The 20,405-nt window shown below is 69.4% G+C and carries 18 protein-coding genes and 2 pseudogenes; 11 read left to right on the forward strand and 9 right to left on the reverse strand.

What is annotated here, in order from left to right:
* Positions 1-5: 5 nt before the first annotated feature.
* Entirely contained in the window at positions 6-1,052 is a 1,047-nt protein-coding gene (locus ACWDAG_RS39250; RefSeq protein ID WP_450700365.1) for an LLM class flavin-dependent oxidoreductase, read from the reverse strand.
* A 99-nt stretch (positions 1,053-1,151) separates the two neighbouring features.
* The gene (locus ACWDAG_RS39255; protein WP_450700335.1) at positions 1,152-2,657 is read right to left on the reverse strand and encodes a metallophosphoesterase family protein; all 1,506 of its coding nucleotides are present in this window, start codon (positions 2,655-2,657) and stop codon (positions 1,152-1,154) included.
* Between the two features lie 350 nt (positions 2,658-3,007).
* Between ACWDAG_RS39255 and ACWDAG_RS39260 the strand changes: the two genes are divergently transcribed.
* On the forward strand, positions 3,008-4,129 hold the full coding sequence (locus ACWDAG_RS39260; RefSeq protein WP_450700336.1) for an FAD-dependent oxidoreductase: 1,122 nt from the start codon (positions 3,008-3,010) through the stop codon (positions 4,127-4,129).
* 124 nt (positions 4,130-4,253) lie between these two features.
* Positions 4,254-4,522 (forward strand): annotated as a pseudogene (locus ACWDAG_RS39265) (IS701 family transposase); the annotation flags it as partial.
* 97 nt (positions 4,523-4,619) lie between these two features.
* Here ACWDAG_RS39265 and ACWDAG_RS39270 read toward each other — a convergent pair.
* Both ACWDAG_RS39270 and ACWDAG_RS39275 read right to left on the reverse strand, forming a co-directional pair.
* Positions 4,620-5,543, reverse strand: coding sequence for an MHYT domain-containing protein (locus ACWDAG_RS39270; protein ID WP_450700337.1), 924 nt, complete (start codon positions 5,541-5,543; stop codon positions 4,620-4,622).
* 293 nt (positions 5,544-5,836) lie between these two features.
* Positions 5,837-6,364 carry a hypothetical protein gene (locus ACWDAG_RS39275; protein WP_450700338.1) on the reverse strand — a complete coding sequence of 176 codons (528 nt, stop codon included), beginning with the start codon at positions 6,362-6,364 and terminating at the stop codon, positions 5,837-5,839.
* 356 nt (positions 6,365-6,720) lie between these two features.
* Between ACWDAG_RS39275 and ACWDAG_RS39280 the strand changes: the two genes are divergently transcribed.
* Positions 6,721-7,245 (forward strand): hypothetical protein, encoded by a 525-nt coding sequence (locus ACWDAG_RS39280; protein ID WP_450700339.1) that lies wholly within the window; start codon positions 6,721-6,723, stop codon positions 7,243-7,245.
* A 259-nt stretch (positions 7,246-7,504) separates the two neighbouring features.
* The gene (locus ACWDAG_RS39285; protein ID WP_450700340.1) at positions 7,505-9,898 is read left to right on the forward strand and encodes a M4 family metallopeptidase; all 2,394 of its coding nucleotides are present in this window, start codon (positions 7,505-7,507) and stop codon (positions 9,896-9,898) included.
* A gap of 50 nt (positions 9,899-9,948) precedes the next feature.
* Here the strand turns inward: ACWDAG_RS39285 and ACWDAG_RS39290 are convergent, their stop codons facing one another.
* From ACWDAG_RS39290 to ACWDAG_RS39305, 4 genes are all read right to left on the reverse strand, one after another.
* Complete coding sequence (locus ACWDAG_RS39290; RefSeq protein ID WP_450700341.1) at positions 9,949-11,148, reverse strand: glycoside hydrolase family 64 protein; 1,200 nt, start codon at positions 11,146-11,148, stop codon at positions 9,949-9,951.
* Between the two features lie 193 nt (positions 11,149-11,341).
* Complete coding sequence (locus tag ACWDAG_RS39295; protein WP_450700342.1) at positions 11,342-12,097, reverse strand: dienelactone hydrolase family protein; 756 nt, start codon at positions 12,095-12,097, stop codon at positions 11,342-11,344.
* 126 nt (positions 12,098-12,223) lie between these two features.
* The gene (locus ACWDAG_RS39300) at positions 12,224-12,844 is read right to left on the reverse strand and encodes an L-threonylcarbamoyladenylate synthase (RefSeq protein WP_180291921.1); all 621 of its coding nucleotides are present in this window, start codon (positions 12,842-12,844) and stop codon (positions 12,224-12,226) included.
* Positions 12,845-12,853: 9 nt separating this feature from the next.
* A complete protein-coding gene (locus tag ACWDAG_RS39305) occupies positions 12,854-13,351 on the reverse strand; it encodes an FBP domain-containing protein (RefSeq protein ID WP_450700343.1) in 498 nt (165 codons plus the stop codon).
* Between the two features lie 71 nt (positions 13,352-13,422).
* On the opposite strand from ACWDAG_RS39305, the gene ACWDAG_RS39310 reads away from it, so the two are divergent.
* From ACWDAG_RS39310 to ACWDAG_RS39320, 3 genes are all read left to right on the forward strand, one after another.
* A complete protein-coding gene (locus tag ACWDAG_RS39310) occupies positions 13,423-14,001 on the forward strand; it encodes a TetR/AcrR family transcriptional regulator (protein ID WP_450700344.1) in 579 nt (192 codons plus the stop codon).
* A 16-nt stretch (positions 14,002-14,017) separates the two neighbouring features.
* Entirely contained in the window at positions 14,018-15,202 is a 1,185-nt protein-coding gene (locus ACWDAG_RS39315) for a GDSL-type esterase/lipase family protein (RefSeq protein WP_450700345.1), read from the forward strand.
* Between the two features lie 113 nt (positions 15,203-15,315).
* The gene (locus ACWDAG_RS39320) at positions 15,316-15,726 is read left to right on the forward strand and encodes a hypothetical protein (protein WP_450700366.1); all 411 of its coding nucleotides are present in this window, start codon (positions 15,316-15,318) and stop codon (positions 15,724-15,726) included.
* On the opposite strand, the pseudogene ACWDAG_RS39325 reads toward ACWDAG_RS39320, so the two are convergent.
* Positions 15,669-15,869: pseudogene (locus tag ACWDAG_RS39325) on the reverse strand (cytochrome P450); the annotation flags it as partial. The gene ACWDAG_RS39320 and the pseudogene ACWDAG_RS39325 overlap by 58 nt on opposite strands.
* A 212-nt stretch (positions 15,870-16,081) precedes the next feature.
* On the opposite strand from ACWDAG_RS39325, the gene ACWDAG_RS39330 reads away from it, so the two are divergent.
* The 4 genes from ACWDAG_RS39330 (at position 16,082) to ACWDAG_RS39345 (ending at position 20,270) form a co-directional block, all read left to right on the forward strand.
* The gene (locus ACWDAG_RS39330) at positions 16,082-17,431 is read left to right on the forward strand and encodes a transaminase (protein WP_450700346.1); all 1,350 of its coding nucleotides are present in this window, start codon (positions 16,082-16,084) and stop codon (positions 17,429-17,431) included.
* 50 nt (positions 17,432-17,481) lie between these two features.
* Positions 17,482-17,922 carry an Lrp/AsnC family transcriptional regulator gene (locus ACWDAG_RS39335; RefSeq protein ID WP_450700347.1) on the forward strand — a complete coding sequence of 147 codons (441 nt, stop codon included), beginning with the start codon at positions 17,482-17,484 and terminating at the stop codon, positions 17,920-17,922.
* 62 nt (positions 17,923-17,984) lie between these two features.
* Positions 17,985-18,221, forward strand: a complete 237-nt coding sequence (locus tag ACWDAG_RS39340) for a hypothetical protein (protein ID WP_450700348.1) — start codon at positions 17,985-17,987, stop codon at positions 18,219-18,221.
* A gap of 318 nt (positions 18,222-18,539) precedes the next feature.
* Complete coding sequence (locus tag ACWDAG_RS39345; protein ID WP_450700349.1) at positions 18,540-20,270, forward strand: fatty acyl-AMP ligase; 1,731 nt, start codon at positions 18,540-18,542, stop codon at positions 20,268-20,270.
* Positions 20,271-20,405: the final 135 nt, after the last annotated feature.

The raw sequence follows: 20,405 nt of genomic DNA on the forward strand, positions 1-20,405 counted from the left end.
CAGGCTCAGGCAGCGGGCCGCCAGCCGAGCGCCGGCCCCAGCCGCGTGGCCATGTCGGTGAGGATCTGCACATAGTCCTCGTGCTCGAAGGTGAAGGGCAGCGCGAACGCCACCTCGTCCACCTCGCGGAACGCGGCATGGGCATGGAGGCGTTCGGCGATCTCTTCCGAGCTGCCGACGATGTCCGGCGCGAACATCAGCCGCGCCGGCCCCTGCGGGGAGGCCGTGCGAGGGGTGCGCTTGGCGGCGAACTCCTCGTACTTCGCGCGCTGTTCGGGCGAGGCGGAGTCGGTCGGGATGACGACCAGGCCCTGTGAGACGCGGGCGTTGTCGCCGTCGGGGTGATGGGCGCGGAAGGCGCGGATGTGGGACAGCTGGACCTCTGCGAAGTCGAACTCCTCCGCCTCCCCGTCCGCTCCCTGGGGGCTCTCCGCCTTGACGACACTGCTGGTGAGGAAGTTCATGCCGTGCTCGCCGGCCCAGCGCGCCGAACTCAGGCTCCCGCCGCCGTACCAGAGGCGACGGCCAAGGCCGGGGGAGTGCGGCTGCACCCGGTCGGAGAACACCTCGAACCCCTCGACCCCGCTGAAGTCCGTGGCGCTCTTGCCGCGCACGAAGTCCAGCAGCCGCCGCACCCGCTCGTAGGAGAAGTCCTCGGCGTCCGCCGTGTCCGGATACAGCGCCTCCTTGATCTGGTCGTAGTGCATCGGAGGGCCGACACTGACACCCGGGTTGATGCGGCCCCCGGACAGGATGTCGACCGTCGCCAGGTCCTCGGCCAGCCGCAGCGGATTCTCCCAGCCGAGCGGGATCACCGCCGTGCCGAGCTCGATTCGGCTGGTGCGCTGCGAGGCCGCCGCCATGACGGCCACCGGGGACGAGATGCCGTACTGCAGATGCCGGTGACGCAGCCACGCACTGTCGAAGCCGAGCCGCTCGCCCAGCTCGATGATCTCCAGCGTGGACTCGTGGCCCCGGCCCGGATCCGCCTCGTCGAACAGGCCGATGGTCAGGAAACCGAGCTTGCGCAGGGGGCGTGAGGTCGGCGGCACGGGCTCCTCCATGGTTGTTTGATGTATCAAGTATTACGGTGGTGCCAACCAGGTGGTCACGGGAACTGTTCCCCCTGCGCGGGTCAAGATCGGGTCATCTCACGTCAGAGGAATGGTGACCTCGTCCTCGACGGGCGGTTCGATCTCCTGCGCGCGGTTGCCTGTGGCCGCGTAGCAGCGCAGGTGGACCGCCTCCGGGGTGACGTCCAGACGCAGGAACTGCTTGAAGAACGGCGGGCTGTACGTCGCCGAACCCGGCGAGAACAACTGCGTGTAGATCTTGCGCACCGGGAGGCGGAACCGTGACGTGCGGTCGGGACGGCCTCCGGCGCCGAGCAGACCGGCCACGATGCGGATACGACGGGTGACGCGTACCGCTCCGCCCGGGGTGCGGGTCGGCGGGATGCCGAGCCGCTCGGCGATCACGGCCATCGCCTCGTCCTCGGTGAGGGTGAAGAAGCGGCGCAGTCGCAGCCGCCGCCCGTAGAGCCTGCTGTAGAACGCGAGGGAATCGCCGCGCAGCGGATAGCAGCGGAAGTCCTTCTCGGTGACGTCCGCGATGTCGATGCGGGGGATGGTGTGCGTGGCGTGCATGAACGCCCCGCCGCCGCCCGAGACGACGTACTGGATGGTGCGGCCGCCGACCTGGACCGGATAGCGCTGGTAGTTGTGGATGTCGCCGCCGATCGCCGCCACATAGTGGTGATCGGGGTCCCGGACGATGTCGTCGACGGTGCCGTCGCCGCCCTCGATGGTGCACGGGTGGTGCTCACCGTCGACGTACAAGGGCGATCCGGTGATGAGGATCTTGGGGCGGGGACCCTTGGACACCTCGCGCAGCCAGGCGCCCTGTTCGGCGTCGATCGTGCCGAGCAGACCGGTGTCGATGCCTATGATCCGCAAGGGACCGGCGTCGATGGCCCAGTACGGGCCCGGCTGGACGGCCTGTTGGGCCTGTGCGGAGCGCAACTGGCGTGCCTGGTCCAGGTGTTGACCGTCGCTGGGGCGCGGTCGGTGCCACAGCAGCGAGCGCAACCAGGCCCGGCTGAGGGGGCGCGGTGCCGGCTCGGGGGCGAGGGGCGGCGAGTCCGCGCAGAAGACGCGCATGAACCCGCCGAGGTCCTCGTACCAGTCGTGGTTGCCGGGTATCGCGTAGATCGGCGCCTGGTAGTCCTGATAGGGGCGGAAGAACTTCGTGGCGTAGTCGTCCGCGCTGCCCACCGGATAGATCACGTCGCTGGCGATGACGGCGAAGTCCGTGCCCTGACCGACCTTCAGAAACCCTGGTACGACGGCGTACTGGGGATCGTCGCCCTCGCCGGTGTCGCCGATGACCATGAAGGAGAACCGGTCCGCCTCCGCCCGCCGGATCACCTTGTCGGCGGGCGCGCCGGTCGCCTCGCGCTGTGCCACCCATCTGCTGCGGGTACGGCCCGTGGGGTCCCCGAACCAGGAGGCCAGTACACCGTTGCGGGCGGCCCACAGCGTCTTGGGACTGAGCCAGGAGAGCTTCTCGACGTGCTGCGGCATCAGCCGCTTGTAGTCGCCGCGTTCGGCGGTGCCCCAGCCGGCGCCCTGGGCGGTATCGCGTGAAGATTCAGACACCGGTGAACCGTAACAACGTTGGCTTCCGCCACCCTTGGAGGGGTGGATTCCCCTGGTACTTCCGGTGGCACCCCAACGACCCCCGAGCCGGTCGGGGCGGTTGTCGAGGATGAGCCCGGCGGGTGCGGTGCGTCACAGCGTGAGCGGCCCCGGCTGCCCCGAGGCGGATGTCTGGCTATAGTCCTGTCGTCGCGAAAAGCGATGTTCCGCGGGTTGCTCCGCAGGACATCGTTCGTACATCGATCCAGATGGTTCTGATCGTTGAGCGTCTCCTTGCCGAGACCGGGCATCCCGTCCGCTCTCGGCGCTCACCACCGCCGGCGTGTGCCGGCGCGACACAGGAGCGCAGCATGCAGAAGACCATCGCCATTGTCGGAGCCGGACTGGGCGGGCTGACCCTTGCCCGGGTGCTTCAGGTTCACGGCGTCGCCGTGACGATCTACGAGAGTGAGGCGTCGGCGGCGAGCCGTACGCAAGGCGGCCTGCTCGACATCCACGAGGAGACCGGCCAGGTCGCACTGCACACAGCCGGTCTCTACGACGAGTTCCTCGCTCTGGTCCGCCCGGGCGAGGACGCCAAGCGCGTGGTCGACCGTCACGGCACGCTGCTGTTCGACAAGCCTGCGGACCCCGGTTCGGCCCGCCCGGAGGTGGATCGCGGCGAACTCAGGCGCCTGCTCATCGACTCGCTGACGCCCGGCACGATCAGGTGGGGGCACAAGCTCACCTCGATCCGGCATCGTATGGAGGGCGGCTACGACCTCACCTTCATGGAAGGCCCTGCCACGCACGCCGACATCGTCATCGGCGCGGACGGTGCCTGGTCAAAGGTGCGTCCGCTGCTCACCCCCGCCAAGCCTCTCTACAGCGGAACCTGCTTCATCGAGATCGCTCTCGCCTCGGGCGACCAGAGCTGCCGGGCGAGCGTTGCCGCGATCGGCAGCGGCACGCTGATGGCGGTCGCGCCGGGCAAGGGCATCATCGCCCATCGCTATGCCGACGGGCGCGTGCGTGGATACGTGGCGCTGAACAAGCCCGAGGAGTGGATGAGGTCAATCGACTTCGGCGACCCGTCCGCAGGCCTCGGCCAGGTTGCCGACGAATTCGACGGCTGGTCGCCCTTGCTCACCGCCTTCGTGACAAAGAGCGACGCGGAACCGTGGCTCCGACCCATCTATGCCCTGCCCGTCGGGCTCGAATGGGACAGGGTGCCCGGCGTGACGCTCGTCGGCGACGCCGCGCATCTTATGTCGCCCTTTGCCGGCGAGGGCGCGAACCTTGCCATGTACGACGGCGCGGACCTGGCGAGCAAGCTGGTCGAGCAACCCGACATCGAGGCCGCGCTCACCGCCTACGAAGAGCGGCTGTTCCGGCGTAGTGGCGACTCCGCCGGACGCTCGGCGGAGAACCTGGAAATCTTCTTCGGCGCGGAAGCACCGCAGAGCGTAGTCACTCTGTTCGATCACTCCTGATATCTCGGTCCGGGTTCGCGATCTTGCTGCGGACCGGCGGGGAACGGGCGCGGCCATCGCGTGATGACCGGGAGCCATGCGGACTCCTGAAGATCGTGCGGTGGCCGCACGGCATAGCCCCCACCTGCCTGTCGGCACGCGATGTTCGACCAGGTCATGGGCTCGGATCGCGTGCCGGTTCCGGCGGGTTGAGCCCCGCGCGTCGGCCCGCTGCCACCTGCTCGGGCTGCTGTCGGGCGTGGGGCGGAAGAACTGCCGGCCACTGGCCGAACGGGCCGGCTTCGTCCGGTCCGGTCCGCGCCGAGGCAGCGGCTGCTGCGCCATGCCTGCTGGGATGCCGATGCGGTCCGTGACGACCCGCGCTCCTGCGCCGCGGGACACCTTGCCGCAGACGACACCGCTACGACGCTGCTCGACCACCTCGGCCTGCGCGACGGCTCGCCCATAGAACAGCGCCGGAGATACCGAAGACGGACTGAGTCGACGGTGCTCACCATTCATGGCTGGATGGCGGAGCCCACTGCTGCGCGGGCTGCGCGCCGGCCCCGTGGTGATCCTGCCGGGGTCGCGCGGGAGCGACCCGTCCGGTGAACGGGGCGATGCTGTGCTGCGGCGCGGGCTCTGCCGCATGGTCGGCGACGGAGGTCCGCCGTGCCGCGGCCGACTTGTCCCACTCGCCGTCGCCCAGCACCAGAAGCGGGTCGAACATGACCACCACGCCGGCCAGCAGCAGAAAGACGGTCGGTCCCAGGAGCATGGGCAGCAACAAGGAGGTGGGCGAATCGCCCGTGAAGGCCCCACTGCTGGTGCCGTGCACATGGACGCTGACGGCGGCCATCGCCGTGTAGTGCATGCCGGAGACCGCAACCCCCATGACCAGACTGGCCCCGAGACTCGTCATGAAGCCCCGGACGGTGACAGCCGCCCACAGTGCGGCGGTCGCGGCGACGATCGCGATGGCGACGGACAGGGCGACGGTGGGCGGGTCGTACCGGATGTCCCCGTTGACCTCCACCGCCGCCATGCCGAGGTAATGCATCGCGGCGACGCCGATCCCGGTGACCGCGCCCGCGACACCCAACGTGACCTTGCCGGCGCCCCGGTAGCCGACGATGAACACGCCGATACCGACCACGACGATCGACACGGCCAGGCTCAGCAGAGTGAGCCCTGTGTCGTAACGGATTCCGGTCTCCTCGACCTGGAATCCGAGCATGGCGATGAAGTGCATGGTCCAGATCCCACAGCCGATCGAGGCGGCGCCGAGCGCCAGCCAACCCGGCTTCCAGGACTCCTTGTTGAGCAGGGACCGGACGATGCAGCGCAGTCCCAGCGCCCCTCCCAGGCAGGCCATCAGATAGGCCGCCACCGGGGTCACCGCACCATAGCGGAACCCGTCAATCGTGCCCTGCATCTGCCAACTCCCCCCAGAGCCCTGGCATTTGGTGGAGCCAGGTCTACGGGTAAGAGTCGCGTAAATGCAAGGGATTACCATTGGTAACTGAATATCTCTCAACTCTCAGAGGTCAACTCCGGTCACTGAGGGGCGAGTTCCGGCCATGGATCAGTGCTTTCGTCGATACCTGACGTGCGAGTGAGGCGCCCTGGTGGTGACGACGACCTTGCGCCGGTCCGCACCGGCGCGGAGGAGTGCGGGACAGGTCCCTTGCCCGGGACGGCTTCGTCCCCGCTTGGCGCAGGCGCAGCTCACCAGAGCCCCATGGGCTCCCTTCCGGCTGCCCGGAGCAGGATGTCCCGCGTGGAACCCATCCCGTACTTGTCGACGTCACTGGAGAGTTCGGCCACATCCAGTAGAAGCGGCCGGATGTCGACGCCGGTGTGCTGTGCCTGTCCGCACAGATCGTGCAGGGCGACCGTCATGTCCCCTGTGTCGTGGCCCTGATCTTCCACGGACATCTCCAGCAGTCGCTGCCGGAAGCCTTGGGGTGTGGGCTCGAAGGGCAGCGTCGTCGCCCAACAGAGCGAGTGGCAGCGCTCCAGGAGCGCGCGCGGGGCGGCCCGGACGTGTTCGTCGTCGTCCTCGTAACGGGAGAGCACGTCCCTCAGCGCCGCCTCGGCCTCCGGTCGGACGCCCGCCTCGTCCAGTGGACGCGGGCCCTCCTGCATCTTCCGCATCCAGTCGGGATCGGTGAGATCCACCTGCCTCTTCGCGATGGACTCGATGCAGGCATCGATCACTGCGACCCATTCTTCGAGCTCCGCCAGTTCCCTCAAGGATCGTCTCCCGTCCGATCGTTGCTGGCATCCCTCGACCGTCCTTCGCGGGGGGAGGACGGGCCGCAGCATAGGGCGCCACGGCCCGGTCCGAAGGGGAACTGTTGGCAGCGACGATGCGGGCAAGGCCGCATGCGCCGCCGGGGGGGAAGGGGCAGGCCGCCCGAGGCGTGAGTTACCCCCGTGTTATCGAACACCCAAGCGCACCCCAGGCGTTGGGCACCCGATAGCCAAGGGGTGGCAAGGATTCAGTGAGGTCACTGATTCTTCACTTCGTATTTCTACCCGCATAGATCCGGTGGTGCTGTCATGCACACACCCGCCCGGAACCCCGGGCCCATCGCGGGAGAACCCCCATGCGTGCCATGCGCCGCCTCACCGCCACCACGGCATCCCTCACCCTCTCCGTCGCCGGCCTCATCATCGGCACGGGCTCAGCCGCGCACGCGGCCGGTTGCTCGCAGTCCTACCTGCCGCTGCCGGACCCGACCTGCCAGCCCGGCGCCTACAACCCGGACGTCACCCAGTCCACGATCGACACGACGATCTGTGTGTCCGGCTGGACCGCCACCGTGCGCCCCTCCACCTCGTACACCAACGCCCTGAAGGTCAAGCAGATAGCGGAGTACGGCTACTCGGACACCAGCACCTCGGACTACGAGGAGGACCACCTCGTGCCGCTCGAACTCGGCGGCGCTCCGAAGGACGCGCAGAACCTGTGGCCGGAGCCGCGGTACGGCGACGAGACCGCGTACAGCAAGGACTCGGTGGAGAACAAGCTCAAGAAGGCCGTCTGTGCCGGCACGGTCACCCTCGACGACGCTCGCAGCGCCGTCGCCAGTGACTGGACCACCGCCCTGTCCTCCCTCGGCCTCAGCTGACCCTTCGGCACCACCCGGCGGCCTGCCCGCATCCCCAGCGGGCAGGCCGCCTCGTCGTACAGAGGGATAACCCTCGATTGGCCGGAAGCCTGCTGACATGGTCCGGTCAAGGCTGTCATTCTCCTCCCCAACTGCCGCGCACCCCCCACGTTCTCATCACGCAACGACGAACCCGTACAGCTCGGCTCGTCCCGGTCAGTACACCCGTCTGCCCGGTCTGTCACCGGCCGCCCACGCGGTCGCAGCAGTAGGAGAACGAGTGAGACGCATCCCCCGCAAGCGGACAGCGGTCGGAGCCCTGCTCTCCACCGCGGCCTTCCTCGCCGTCGGCATCCAGTCGGTCCCGGCGAACGCGAAGCCCGCCGCCCCCCATCCCAGCCCCCTCCGCACCGGGGGACTGGAGGCACAACTGACCCCGGCACAGCACAGCGCGCTCCTCGAGAGCGCGAAGGCGAAGACGACCGCGACCGCCCGCGTCATCGGGCTCGGCGCCAAGGAGAAGCTGGTCGCCAGGGACGTCGTCAAGGACAACGACGGTACCCTGCACACCCGCTACGAGCGGACCTACGCGGGCCTGCCCGTCCTCGGCGGTGACCTCGTCGTGCACACCCCGCCGGCCTCCCTCGCCGCCGGCACGGTGAGCACGACCTTCAACAACAAGCACACCATCAAGGTCGCCTCCACCACGGCGACCTTCAGCAAGGCGGCCGCGCAGTCCAAGGCCCTCAAGGCGGCCAGGTCCCTCGACGCCGAACGGCCCACCACCGACAGCGCCCGGAAGGTCATCTGGGCGGGCACCGGCACCCCGAAGCTCGCCTGGGAGACGGTGGTCGGCGGCCTGCAGGACGACGGCACGCCGAGCCAGCTGCACGTCATCACCGACGCCACCACCGGCAAGGAGCTCTACCGCTACCAGGGCATCAAGACGGGCACCGGCAACACCCAGTACAGCGGCACGGTCACACTGAACACCACGCTGTCGGGTTCGACGTACCAGCTGTACGACACCACCCGCGGCGGCCACAAGACGTACAGCCTCAACAACGGCACCTCGGGCACCGGCACCCTGATGACCGACTCCGACGACGTCTGGGGGACCGGGTCGGGGTCCAACACGCAGACCGCGGGCGCGGACGCGGCCTACGGCGCCCAGGAGACCTGGGACTTCTACAAGAACACCTTCGGCCGCAGCGGCATCAAGAACGACGGTGTCGCCGCCTACTCCCGCGTCCACTACAGCACGGCGTACGTCAACGCCTTCTGGGACGACAGCTGCTTCTGCATGACCTACGGCGACGGCTCCGGCGGCACCCACGCGCTGACCTCGCTGGACGTGGCCGGACACGAGATGAGCCATGGCGTCACGTCCAACACGGCGGGGCTGGAGTACAGCGGCGAGTCCGGCGGGCTCAACGAGGCCACCTCCGACATCTTCGGCACCGGAGTGGAGTTCTACGCCAACAACAGCAGCGACGTCGGCGACTACCTCATCGGCGAGAAGATCGACATCAACGGCGACGGCACGCCGCTGCGTTACATGGACAAGCCGAGCAAGGACGGCGGCTCCGCGGACAGTTGGTACTCCGGTGTCGGCGACCTCGACGTGCACTACTCCTCGGGCCCGGCGAACCACATGTTCTACCTGTTGTCCGAGGGCAGCGGCACGAAGGTCATCAACGGTGTGACGTACAACAGCCCGACCTCCGACGGCGTCGCCGTCGCCGGCATCGGACGGGCCGCGGCCCTGCAGATCTGGTACAAGGCACTGACGACGTACATGACGTCCAGCACCGACTACGCCGCAGCCCGCACCGCCGCCCTCAATGCCGCCGCCGCCCTGTACGGCACCGGCTCCACCCAGTACGCCGGTGTCGGCAACGCCTTCGCGGGCATCAACGTCGGCAGCCACATCACGCCGCCCTCGTCGGGCGTCACGGTCACCAACCCGGGCAGCCAGTCCTCCACCGTCGGCACGGCGGTGAGCCTGCAGATCTCGGCCAGCAGCACCAACAGCGGCTCGCTGAGCTACGCAGCGAGCGGACTGCCCACCGGCCTGTCGATCAACAGCTCCACGGGCGTGATCTCCGGCACGCCGACGACGGCCGGCACCTACAGCACCACCGTCACGGTGACCGACTCGACCGGCGCCACCGGCACCGCCTCCTTCACCTGGACCGTCAGCTCCGGCGGAGGCGGCGGCTGCACCTCGGCCCAACTCCTCGGCAACCAGGGCTTCGAGTCGGGCAACACCACCTGGACCGCGACCAGCGATGTCATCACCAACGACAGCGGTGAGTCGGCGCACGGCGGCTCGTACTACGCCTGGCTGGACGGCTACGGCTCCACCCACACCGACACGCTGTCCCAGTCGGTGACCATCCCGAGCGGCTGCAAGGCCACGCTCACCTTCTATCTGCACATCGACACGTCGGAGACCACCAGCAGCGTCGCCTACGACAAGCTGACGGTCACCGCCGGATCGAAGACCCTGGCGACGTACTCGAACCTCAACCACGCCTCGGGCTACGCCCAGAAGTCCTTCGACCTGTCCTCGCTCGCCGGCTCCACCGTCACCCTGAAGTTCAGCGGTGTCGAGGACTCCTCCCTGCAGACCAGCTTCGTCGTCGACGACACCGCGCTGACGACCGGCTGACCACCCGCACGAACAGGGCCTCACCCCGGGCGGGGTGAGGCCCTTCGGCGTCAGTTGAAGGGATCGAGCGTCAGATATGCCTGCTGCGGGCCGGAGTCGAGCACCAGCGACTCCTGGTTGCCGACGTCGTCGAAGGCGAACGCGTAGGCCTTGCCGTCGGCCATCTGCGCGTGGATGTTCCGGGCGTACTGGTTGGTCACCGCGTCCTGGTAGAAGTCCGCCGTCGTGGTGTCCGGCTGGTTCGCGTCGACCAGGAGCGTGGAACGGTTGAAGCCCGCGCACAGAGTGCGTGAAATCGGCCCGCGCACCTGGTCGTTGGGCGCGTCGAGCAGTTTGTGGCAGCCGAAGATGCTGTCCGCGTCCGGCTTCTGGAAGCTGGTGACGACCGCGCCCGATCCGTTGGTGAAGTTCATGACGTTGCCCGAGACCTTGCCGTAGTACTTGGTGGCGGGCTGGTCGGTGAAGGGTGTGACGGTCAGGGTCGACGTCGTGTACTTCTGCCAGACGCGGTTGACGTAGTCGTCCATGACGGACGCCGGCAGGGCCCCGTTCTCCAGGCCGTACCCGGGAGCGAGCGCCCGCAGCACGGTGCCGTCGGAGCGCGTCTGGATGAGCTTGGCCCAACCGCCCGACTGTCCCCGCAGCGCGCTGAAGAACCCGTTGTAGCCGCCCGACTTGAGATGCCCGGTGCTGACCGTGCTCCCGTCGGAGCGCTGCACCCCGACCGCGTAGGGCGCCGAGAACATGTCCACCTGCGTGCTGTTGAGCCACAGGCCGGAGTCGTTGAGCGTGTACTCGGACCAGTTGAAGAGGATGTCGCGGTTGGGGTCGCTCGGGTTCTGCACGGCAGGCTGCACCAGGCCGCCGGTGGTCAGCTTGAACACCAGCTTCTGGCCGTACGAGAAGTAGATGCGGCCGGAGAACTTGGGTATGCGGATCGTCTTCGACTGCCCGGCGGCCGGCCCGGCGATGGACGCGTCCGGCGCCGGAGTCGGCGGATTGCCGCCGGCCGGCCATGCGTGGAAGGCGCCGTTCGCGTCCGCCCAGCCCTGCTGTCCGGTCGAGAGCAGGGTGCCGAGCGTGTAGACGTAGACCGGCTCGCTGCGGCCGGAGTTGTTGGTCAGCTTCAGGGGGATCGTGTCGGGCACGGCCGCATCGGCGGACGAGGGCGAGTGGATGGCGAGGGCCCCGGCGATCAGGACCGCCGCAGCAGCCGGTACCAGGAGCCGGCGAGAGAGCCTTCTGAGCACGCTCCACCTCCGTGGGGGGTTGGGGGTTCACTTGTTGTGGGGGGATCACCCGAGGAAATTGGTCCGGACCTCACTGAGAGCGCTCTCAAACTGGCACCGAGGCGCGTCCATGTCAATAAGTTGAACAGTGGGTAACAGTCGGCGCCCGCGGAGGGAACTCCGCGGGCGCCGTGGCCGGTTCAGCCGATGCGCGTCAGAAGGTGCGCTTGAGGAGGTCGAGCAGCGCCGCCCAGTGCCGCTCGTCGCCCTCCTTGTTGTAGGCGGAGGTGTCGGCCTGTGTGTACCCGTGGTGCGCGCCCGGATAGACCTCGCAGCGGTGCCGCACGCCCGCCGCGGTCAGCGCGTCCTCCAGGCGCTTGATCTGCTCGGGCGGCAGGGACGGGTCCTCGTCGGCGTGACCGAAGTACAGCTCGGCGGTGACGTGTTCGGCCACCAGGTGCGGGCTGTCCGGGTCGTCCGTCGCCATGCGCCCGCCGTGGAAGCCTGCCGCGGCCGCCACCCGGTCCGGGTAGGAGCCGGCGGTCAGCAGGGACAGCCGCGCGCCCATGCAGTAGCCGGTCAGGGCGACCGGGCCGTCGGCGACGAGGGGGGAGTCGGCCAGCCACTGCAGGTACGCGGCCGCGTCCCGCATGGCCAGGTCGGCCGTGACGGACTGGATCAGCGGGCCGACCTTGCCCCAGATCTCCGGACGCGCCTCCGGGTCGATGAACTCGGGCAACTCGACCACCGGCGTCCGCCCGTGACGGTAGAACACGTTGGGCACCAGCACGGTGTAGCCGGCCTCCGCGATGCGGTCGGCCATCCCGGTCAGATGGGGACGGATCCCGAACGCGTCCATGTAGAGCAGGACACCGGGCCGGGCGCTGCCGTCGGCGGCGTGCGCCACATAGGCGTCGGCGACACCGTCCTCGGTGGTGATGTCCACGGTTTTTCCCTGTACGGAGGTCATGGGGGGCTGCCTCTCTGCGCGCGCGGCGACGAACCAACTCTGCGGCCCGACGGGCCGGGTGCGGTCATCGTTGCATGCGCCACTCACCTTCCCCGCGGCGCCCCCGGCCTCGTACGACCTGCGAGTTCACTCGAACCTGGTGGTGTCCCCGGCGCCCCGCCGTACGATCTCCGCCTCGCCGCCCGAGAAGTCGATGACGGTCGTCGGCTCGGTGCCGCAGTCCCCGGAGTCGACCACCGCGTCCAGCACGTGGTCGAGGCGGTCCTTGATCTCCCAGCCCTGGGTCATCGGCTCGTCCTCGTCGGGCAGGAGCAGCGTGCTGGACAGCAGCGGCTCGCCGAGCTCGGTGAGCAGGGCCTGGGTGACGACGTGGTCGGGGATACGCACACCGACCGTCTTCTTCTTGGGGTGCTGCAGCATGCGCGGCACTTCCCTCGTCGCCGGCAGGATGAAGGTGTAACTGCCGGGCGTCGACGCCTTGATGGCGCGGAACACGTCGTTGTCGACCCGTACGAACTGGCCGAGCTGCGAGAAGTCCTGGCACACAAGGGTGAAGTGGTGCCGGTCGTCCAGCTTGCGGATCGTACGGATCCGCTCGATGCCGTCACGGCTGCCCAGCCGGCAGCCCAGTGCGTAGCAGGAGTCCGTCGGATACGCGATGAGCGCGTCCGCCCGGATGCTGTCCGCGACCTGGGCGATGGTGCGCGGCTGCGGGTTTTCGGGGTGCACATCGAAGTACTTCGCCATTTGCCGAGCTTATGCCGTGCTGACCTTGGCGACGAACGCGGCGACGTTGGCCATGGTGCGCCGGATCTTCTCCTCCAGGGTGATCGTCTCGTGCAGCCGCGCCCCCATGCCGGCGTCCCGCAAGCCCCGCACATACAGCGAACAGGCGAGGTCGCTGCATATGTAGGCGCCCACCGAGTTGCCCTGCTGCCCGGACTTGCCCGCTTTGCTTGCGACCATCAGGGAGACGCCGCCGGAGTGCGTGGTCAGGCACATCGAGCACATGCTGCGCCGCGTCTGCCCCACGCGGGGGCCGGAGCTGCGCAGCGCGACGGCCCTGGGCCGGCCGTCGTCCCACTCCGTGACGAGGTAGGCCCGGTCGGGGGCCTGGGGGTCGCGCCAGCCGAGATAGTCCAGGTCGTCCCAGGGCCGGTCGGCCAGGTCGCGCGGCACGGACAGGCGCTTGGCCTCGCCCTTGGTGCAGTTCACGAACGCGGTGCGGATCTCTTGTTCGGTCAGCGGTTCCATAGCACCACGCTAATTTGCCTAAATGCTTTAGGCAAATACATAATCGTCTCTGGTGAGAGAGGAGGGCTGCCATGGCGCGCGCAGGGCTGACCACGGAACGTGTGGTCCGGGCAGGAGCGGAGCTGGCGGACGAGATCGGCTTCGACCAGGTGACCGTCTCCGAGCTGGCCCGCCGCTTCGATGTCAAGGTGGCGAGCCTGTACTCGCACGTCAACAGCTCCCAGGACCTCAAGACACGGATCGCCCTGTTCGCCCTTGAGGAGCTCGCCGACCGGGCCGCCGACGCCCTCGCGGGCCGTGCCGGCAAGGACGCCCTGATCGCCTTCGCCAACGCCTACCGCGACTACGGCCGGGAACACCCCGGCCGCGCTACCGCGGCCCGGCTGCGGCTGGACCCCGAGACCGCGGCCGCCGGCGCGGGTGTCCGGCACGCCCGGATGACTCGCGCGATCCTGCGCGGCTACGAACTGACGGAACCGGACCAGACGCATGCCGTACGCCTGCTTGGCAGCGTCTTCCACGGCTACTCGAGTCTGGAGACGGCCGGCGGCTTCAGCCACAGCGCCCCCGACTCGCAGGAGAGCTGGACGCGGATCCTGGACGCCCTGGACTCCCTGCTGCGCAACTGGCCGACCATCCCGACCCTTTGACCGACAGGCGGAGGACATGCTTACCGAGCACGACTGGATCACCACGCCCGTCACCGCCGAACTGCTGCGCGGCGCCCTCGACGTGGAGCGGACCGAGCACGGCGTGCTGCCCCACCGGCTGCCCGCCCGGGCCCGCGCCCAGTGCACCGATCCGCAGCTGGCCGGCGCCGAGTCCCAGCCCTCGGGCGTCCGGCTGGCGTTTCGCACCCGCGCGACGGCCGTCGAACTCGACACCCTGCCCACCAAACGCGACTACGTCGGCGCCCCGCCCCGTCCCGACGGCGTCTACGACCTCCTCGTCGACGGCCGCCCGGCCGGCCGGGGCAGTGTCGCGGGCGGCAACACCGTGACCATCGACATGGTCGCCGGCACGGCCGAACTGCGGCCCGGCACCGTGGGCACGCTCCGCTTCACCGACCTGCCCGACGAGGTCAAGGACGTCGAGATCTGGCTCCCGCACAACGAGACCACCGAACTGGTCGCCCTGCGCACCGACGCCCCCGTCGAGCCCAGCCCGCCCAGCGGCCGCAGGGTGTGGCTGCACCACGGCAGTTCGATCAGCCACGGCTCCGACGCGGCGAGCCCCACCACCACATGGCCCGCATTCGCCGCCTCCCTGGGCGGCGTCGACCTGATCAATCTGGGCCTGGGCGGCAGCGCCCTGCTCGACCCGTTCACCGCGCGCACCCTGCGCGACACCCCGGCCGACCTGATCAGCGTCAAGATCGGCATCAATCTGGTCAACACCGACGTGATGCGGCTGCGCGCCTTCACCCCCGCCGTCCACGGCTTCCTCGACACCGTCCGCGAAGGACACCCCACGACACCGCTGCTGGTCGTCTCGCCCATCCTGTGCCCGATACACGAGGACACGCCCGGCCCCAGCGTCCTGGACTTCACCACCCTGAGCGACGGTCAACTGCGCTTCCAGGCCATGGGCGATCCCGGGGAACGCGCGAGCGGGAAACTGGCCCTCGGCGTCATCCGGGACGAACTGGCCCGTATCGTGGCCCAGCGGGCAGCCGAGGACCCGAACCTGAACTACCTCGACGGCCGCGAGCTCTACGGCGAGTCCGACCACGCCGAACTGCCCCTGCCCGACCAGCTCCACCCGGACGCGGCCACCCACCTCCGCATCGGCGAACGCTTCGCCTCACTGGCCTTCGCCCCCGGCGGCGCCTTCGCCGACCGCACCGTCTGAAAGGCGTGCTCCCCGTCGCACGCACCCGTAGGTACACGGCCATCGGGCACACGTGAGGTAACGTCCCCGACCGAAACGCCGAGGTCGACGCGATGGACGAGGAGAAGGCCGACATGGCTGGCCGAAAGGACGGGGCCTGCCCTGCACGGATGACGGTCGCCGACGGCGGCCCGACGTGGGCGCAGGAACTGCTCGATCACCTGCGCCCCACCGGGCGGGACATCCGCCGGGTCGTCGCCTGGCTCGCGGACGCCGTGCAGGGGACGGCCTCACTGCAGGACGGCACCGGCCGGCTCCTCGCCGGAACGCCGACACCGCTGGACGACAACCTCCTCGCGGACCTCGTCTCCGGCCGGATCGCCTCCGCGGCCTGGGACGACACCGGACGCCATCTGCGGCTCGTCGGAGTGGAGCAGCCGCAGCCCGCTCCCGTCGGCGTACTGGCCGTCTCCCGCCCGGCCCCCTGCAGCCGCGGATCCCGGCTGACCCGCGGGTCGAGGATCAGATCCCTGAGCGTGCCGTAGCCGGTCGGCGCCCAGGCGGGGATGCCGCCCGGCAGCTCGACGGGCACGACCGGGCCGACGGCCCGCAGCCGGGCACTCTCACCGGGGATGTCGGCGCCGAACGGGTCGATGACAAAGCGGTCGGTGCGGTCGCTGGCGATCACCCGCTGCACAGTACACACCGTCACAGATCACTCTCGTACGGTTGAGCGAATCTCCACCACCCTGCGTGGCGCCCTGCCGCGTTGGCTGCGGCGCGACGTCAGACGCGTGATTCGATCGCATGAGCAATAGATTCCACGGCAATCTCTTGTTCGATCAACGGTTTACGTCGTACGCTCCGCAGGTTCCGTCGCGCCCAGAGTTCGGGGATTCCATGGATCGCGCCCGTTTGCAGCATCTGCTCGCCCGTGAGAAGGAGCAGGCCGCACAAGGCTGCCCGCGCTCGAAGGACGCCTACGCGCGGGCCGACCATCTCTTCGGGCGCGTGCCCATGACGTGGATGAACAAGACGGCGGGCGCCTTCCCCCGCTACCTGGCAACCGCCCGGGGCGCTCGCGTCACGGACATCGACGGACACGAGTACGTCGACTTCTGCCTCGGTGACACGGGGGCGATGGCCGGTCACTCCCCGGCAGTCGTGGCCGATGCGGTCCAGCGAAGGTTCGCCGAGCTGGGCGGTGCGACCGCGATGCTCCCCACCGAGGACGCCGAATGGGTCGGCGCCGAGCTGACCCGCCGCTTCGGCCTGGCCCGCTGGAGCTTCTCGCTGACGGCGACCGACGCCAACCGGTGGGCTATCCGGCTCGCCCGGGCCGTCACCGGCCGCCCCAAGATCCTGGTGAACAGTTACAGCTACCACGGCAGCGTCGACGAGTCGCTCATCGTCGTCGGCCCCGACGGCAGGGGAGTGGCGCGCCCCGGAAACGTCGGCGCTCCCTGCGACGTCACGCTGACCAGCCGCGTCGCGGAATTCAACGACCTGGAACAACTGGAGCGCGAACTCGCCCACGGCGATGTGGCAGCCGTCCTGATGGAACCCGCCCTCACCAACATCGGCATCGTGCTGCCCGAACCCGGCTACCTCGAGGGCGTCCGGGCGGTGACCCGCCGCCATGGCGCCCTGCTCATCAACGACGAGACGCACACCTTCTCCGCCGGCCCGGGCGGCTGCACCGCCGCCTGGGACCTGGAGCCGGACCTGCTCACGATCGGCAAGGCCATCGGCGGCGGCATCCCGGCCGGCGCATACGGTCTGTCCGCCGAGCTCGCGGACCGTCTCCTCGGCCGCGCCGACCTCGACCTGGTCGACATGGGCGGCGTCGGGGGCACCCTGGCCGGCAACGCCCTCTCGGTCGCCGCCACGCGCGCCACGCTGGAACACGTCCTGACCGACGAAGCGTTCGCCCGCATGGCGAAGCTGTCCGAACGCTTCGAGGCGGGCGTACGCGCGGGCATCGACGCCCACGCCCTGCCCTGGTCGGTCAGCCGGCTCGGCGCCCGCACCGAGTACCGCTTCGCCTCGCCCGCGCCCCGCACCGGCACCGAGTCCGCGGCCGCCGGCGACCCCGAACTGGAGGACTTCCTGCACCTCTACCTGGCCAACCGGGGCATCCTGCTGACCCCGTTCCACAACATGGCACTCATGTGTCCGGACACCACCGACCAGGACGTCGACACCCACACCGAGGTCTTCGCCGCCGCCCTGGCCGACCTGGCCGGCTGAGCAGCACCGACGGGACCGGGCGACCCGGCCGGAAAAGGAGAGCGACGCACATGGACGACATCGACCGGGCCATCCTGCGCGAACTGCAGACCGACGGGCGCATCGCCTACGCCGACCTCGGCCCCAAGGTCGGCCTCTCGGCCTCGGCGGCCCGCCAGCGCCTGCAGCGGCTGCTGGACACCAAGGCCGTGCAGGTCGTCGGCGTCACCGACCCGATGTCCATGGGCGGGCAGGCCATGGCCCTGCTCGGCATCGGCGTGGACGGCGACCCCCGCGCGGTCGCCGACGAGCTGGCCACTCGCTCCGAGGTCGTCTACGCCGTCCTGACCTCCGGTGGCTTCGACCTGTTCGCCGAGGTGGTCGCGTCGGACCCGCGCGAACTGCTGGACTTCGTCAACGACGTCGTACGGCCGATCGAAGGGGTCCGACAGATCCAGTCGTTCCCGTACTTCGGCATCCACACGCACCGTTTCCTCTGGGACGTGGGCTGATTGCCCGCTGCGGGACGGGTACTCGGACAGCCCCGGAAGGACCAGCGCTGGAGGAGGCCCGCATGACCAGCAGCACGGAGACCGGCGGCGTGACCGGTACGCCGGACAAGGACTACAACCTCATCTGGTACGTGGAGCAGTGCCTGAACAACGCCCTGCGCCTGGAGACCTACATCCAGGACGCGGAGCGCGAGAAGGACACCGAGGTGGCCGACCTGTTCCGCAAGGCCCAGGCGGACAGCCGCAAGGGCGCGGAAATCGGCAAGGGGCTGCTGCGCGGACGGCTGAACGGCGGCTGACACCGGCCTCCCGCCCTCAGGCCCGGCCGCCCGTGCGCGCCACGGGCGGCCGGGCCTTCCGTATGTCCAACTCCCGTTTGATACCGAGCGTTTACAGAGATCTGGTCGACGGGCCGAACAGAGTTGCTACAGTGCTACTCGCCGGTAGCAAGTTGTAGGGGGTGCGGGGAGCCGGCGTGTCGCCATTCCCCGGATGACTGGTCGAGTCGCGCAGTCCGGCAAGGGGGCCGGGCCGCTCGCGGCTGCTGCGCATACATGTTGCGCGGCTCTCGAACTCCAGTTCCCTGCCCGCCGAATCAGACAGGTGAGACTCTTCCCATGGCCCGTTCCCTGGTCGACTTACTGACCGAGCACGCCACGCAACAGCCCGACCGGATCGCATACCGCTACCTCGTCACCGGCGACTGCGACGGAGAGATCCAGGAGATCACCTACGCGCGGCTCGCTCGCCGTTCCCGGGCCGTCGCCGCCTGGCTGCAGGAGCGCGGGCTGACCGGTTCCCGCGCCATGCTGCTGCACCCGCCCGGGCTGGAGTTCATCAGCGACTACCTGGGCTGCCTCGCGGCCGGTGTCGTCGCCGTGCCCGGCGTGCCCCCGCAGGGCCGGGCCCACAACCACCGCGCCCTGACCCGGACAAGGCGTCTGCTGGCCGACGCGGACGCCAAGGTGATCCTCGGCGGCCGCAACGTGGTCAATGCCCTGGCCGGCAGGGCCGAGCACCTCCCCGAGCTGGCCGACATCACCTGCCTCGCCACCGAGGACGTCCCCGACGAGGCCGCCGACGCCTGGCGCGCCCCCGACCTCACCCCCGACTCGGTCGCCTTCCTCCAGTACACCTCCGGCTCCACCTCCGCCCCCAAGGGCGTGGCCGTCACCCACGGCAACCTCCTCGACAACGAGCGGATCATCACCGAACGCATGGGGCACACCCCGGCGGTCATCGAGGAGTACGGCGGCGAGCTGATCGTCAGCTGGCTGCCCGTCTACCACGACATGGGACTCATCGGACCGGTCCTGAACACCGTCTACCTCGGCCTCACCACCACCCTCTTCTCCCCGCTGCACTTCCTGCAGCGGCCCGACCGCTGGCTGAAGGCCATCAGCCACTACCGCCCGCACACCAGCGGCGGCCCCAACTTCGCCTACGAACTGAGCCTGAAGCACGCCACCGACGAACTCGTCGACGGCCTCGACCTGAGCTCGTGGAAGGTCGCCTTCAACGGCGCCGAACCGATACGCGCCGCCACCCTGCGCCGCTTCACCGAGACCTTCGCGCCGGCCAGCTTCCGCCGCGAGGCCTTCTACCCCTGCTACGGCCTCGCCGAGGCGACCGTGATGGTCACCGGCGCCCGTGTGGACGCCGCGCCCACTCTTCTCACCGCCCAGGACCTCGGGCCGCACACCGGTGAGGCGGACGCGGCCGCGGTCGGCTGCGGCCGTCCCGGTCCCGGCCTCACGGTGACGATCGCGGACCCCGAACACGGCACGGAACTCCCCGAGGGCCGGGTCGGCGAGATCTGGGTGAGCGGAGCCAGCGTCGCCAAGGGCTACTGGCGCAACGCCCTGGCCACCCGCGAGACCTTCCGCGCCACCCTGACCGGCCGCGAAGGCCGCTTCCTGCGCACCGGCGACCTCGGATTCCTGCGCGACGGCGAACTCTTCGTCACCGGCCGCCTCAAGGACCTGATCGTCATCGACGGACGCAACCACTACCCGCAGGACCTGGAGCTGTCCGCCGAGATGTGCCACCCGGCCCTGCGCCCGGGCTGCACCGCCGCCTTCTCCGTCCCCGCCGACGCAGGAGTCGAGGGGGAGCAGGTCGTTCTTGTCGCCGAGGTCGCCCCGGACGCCGCGGGCGACTCGGAGAAGATCACCGACCTGATCCGCAGCGCGCTCGGCGAGGCCCACGGCCTGTCCGTACGCGAGGTCGTCCTGGTGCACCCCGGCACGATCCCCAAGACCTCCAGCGGGAAGATCCAGCGCCACGCGACCCGGACGGCCCACCTGGCCGGCTCCCTCTCTTCGGTCACCGCACCGGCCGCGCGCTGACACCACCTGCCTGCCCGCGCCGCCCTGCGTCACAACTTCCCCAGACCGCTTGCCCGTTCGGCCGCCCGTGGCTTCGTCACGCCCCCACTCAGGCCGTATCGCTCGTACGGAAAACACACCGAGCCCGAGTTCACG

The sequence above is a fragment of the Streptomyces sp. NPDC001157 genome (assembly GCF_053598255.1).

Coding starts and splice junctions, on each gene's coding strand:
- ACWDAG_RS39260 (WP_450700336.1), top strand. CDS start 3,008: ATGCAGAAGACCATCGCCATTGTCGGAGCCGGACTGGGCGGGCTGACC.
- ACWDAG_RS39270 (WP_450700337.1), bottom strand. CDS start 5,543: ATGCAGGGCACGATTGACGGGTTCCGCTATGGTGCGGTGACCCCGGTG.
- ACWDAG_RS39280 (WP_450700339.1), top strand. CDS start 6,721: ATGCGTGCCATGCGCCGCCTCACCGCCACCACGGCATCCCTCACCCTC.
- ACWDAG_RS39295 (WP_450700342.1), bottom strand. CDS start 12,097: ATGACCTCCGTACAGGGAAAAACCGTGGACATCACCACCGAGGACGGT.
- ACWDAG_RS39300 (WP_180291921.1), bottom strand. CDS start 12,844: ATGGCGAAGTACTTCGATGTGCACCCCGAAAACCCGCAGCCGCGCACC.
- ACWDAG_RS39305 (WP_450700343.1), bottom strand. CDS start 13,351: ATGGAACCGCTGACCGAACAAGAGATCCGCACCGCGTTCGTGAACTGC.
- ACWDAG_RS39310 (WP_450700344.1), top strand. CDS start 13,423: ATGGCGCGCGCAGGGCTGACCACGGAACGTGTGGTCCGGGCAGGAGCG.
- ACWDAG_RS39315 (WP_450700345.1), top strand. CDS start 14,018: ATGCTTACCGAGCACGACTGGATCACCACGCCCGTCACCGCCGAACTG.
- ACWDAG_RS39320 (WP_450700366.1), top strand. CDS start 15,316: ATGGCTGGCCGAAAGGACGGGGCCTGCCCTGCACGGATGACGGTCGCC.
- ACWDAG_RS39330 (WP_450700346.1), top strand. CDS start 16,082: ATGGATCGCGCCCGTTTGCAGCATCTGCTCGCCCGTGAGAAGGAGCAG.
- ACWDAG_RS39335 (WP_450700347.1), top strand. CDS start 17,482: ATGGACGACATCGACCGGGCCATCCTGCGCGAACTGCAGACCGACGGG.
- ACWDAG_RS39340 (WP_450700348.1), top strand. CDS start 17,985: ATGACCAGCAGCACGGAGACCGGCGGCGTGACCGGTACGCCGGACAAG.
- ACWDAG_RS39345 (WP_450700349.1), top strand. CDS start 18,540: ATGGCCCGTTCCCTGGTCGACTTACTGACCGAGCACGCCACGCAACAG.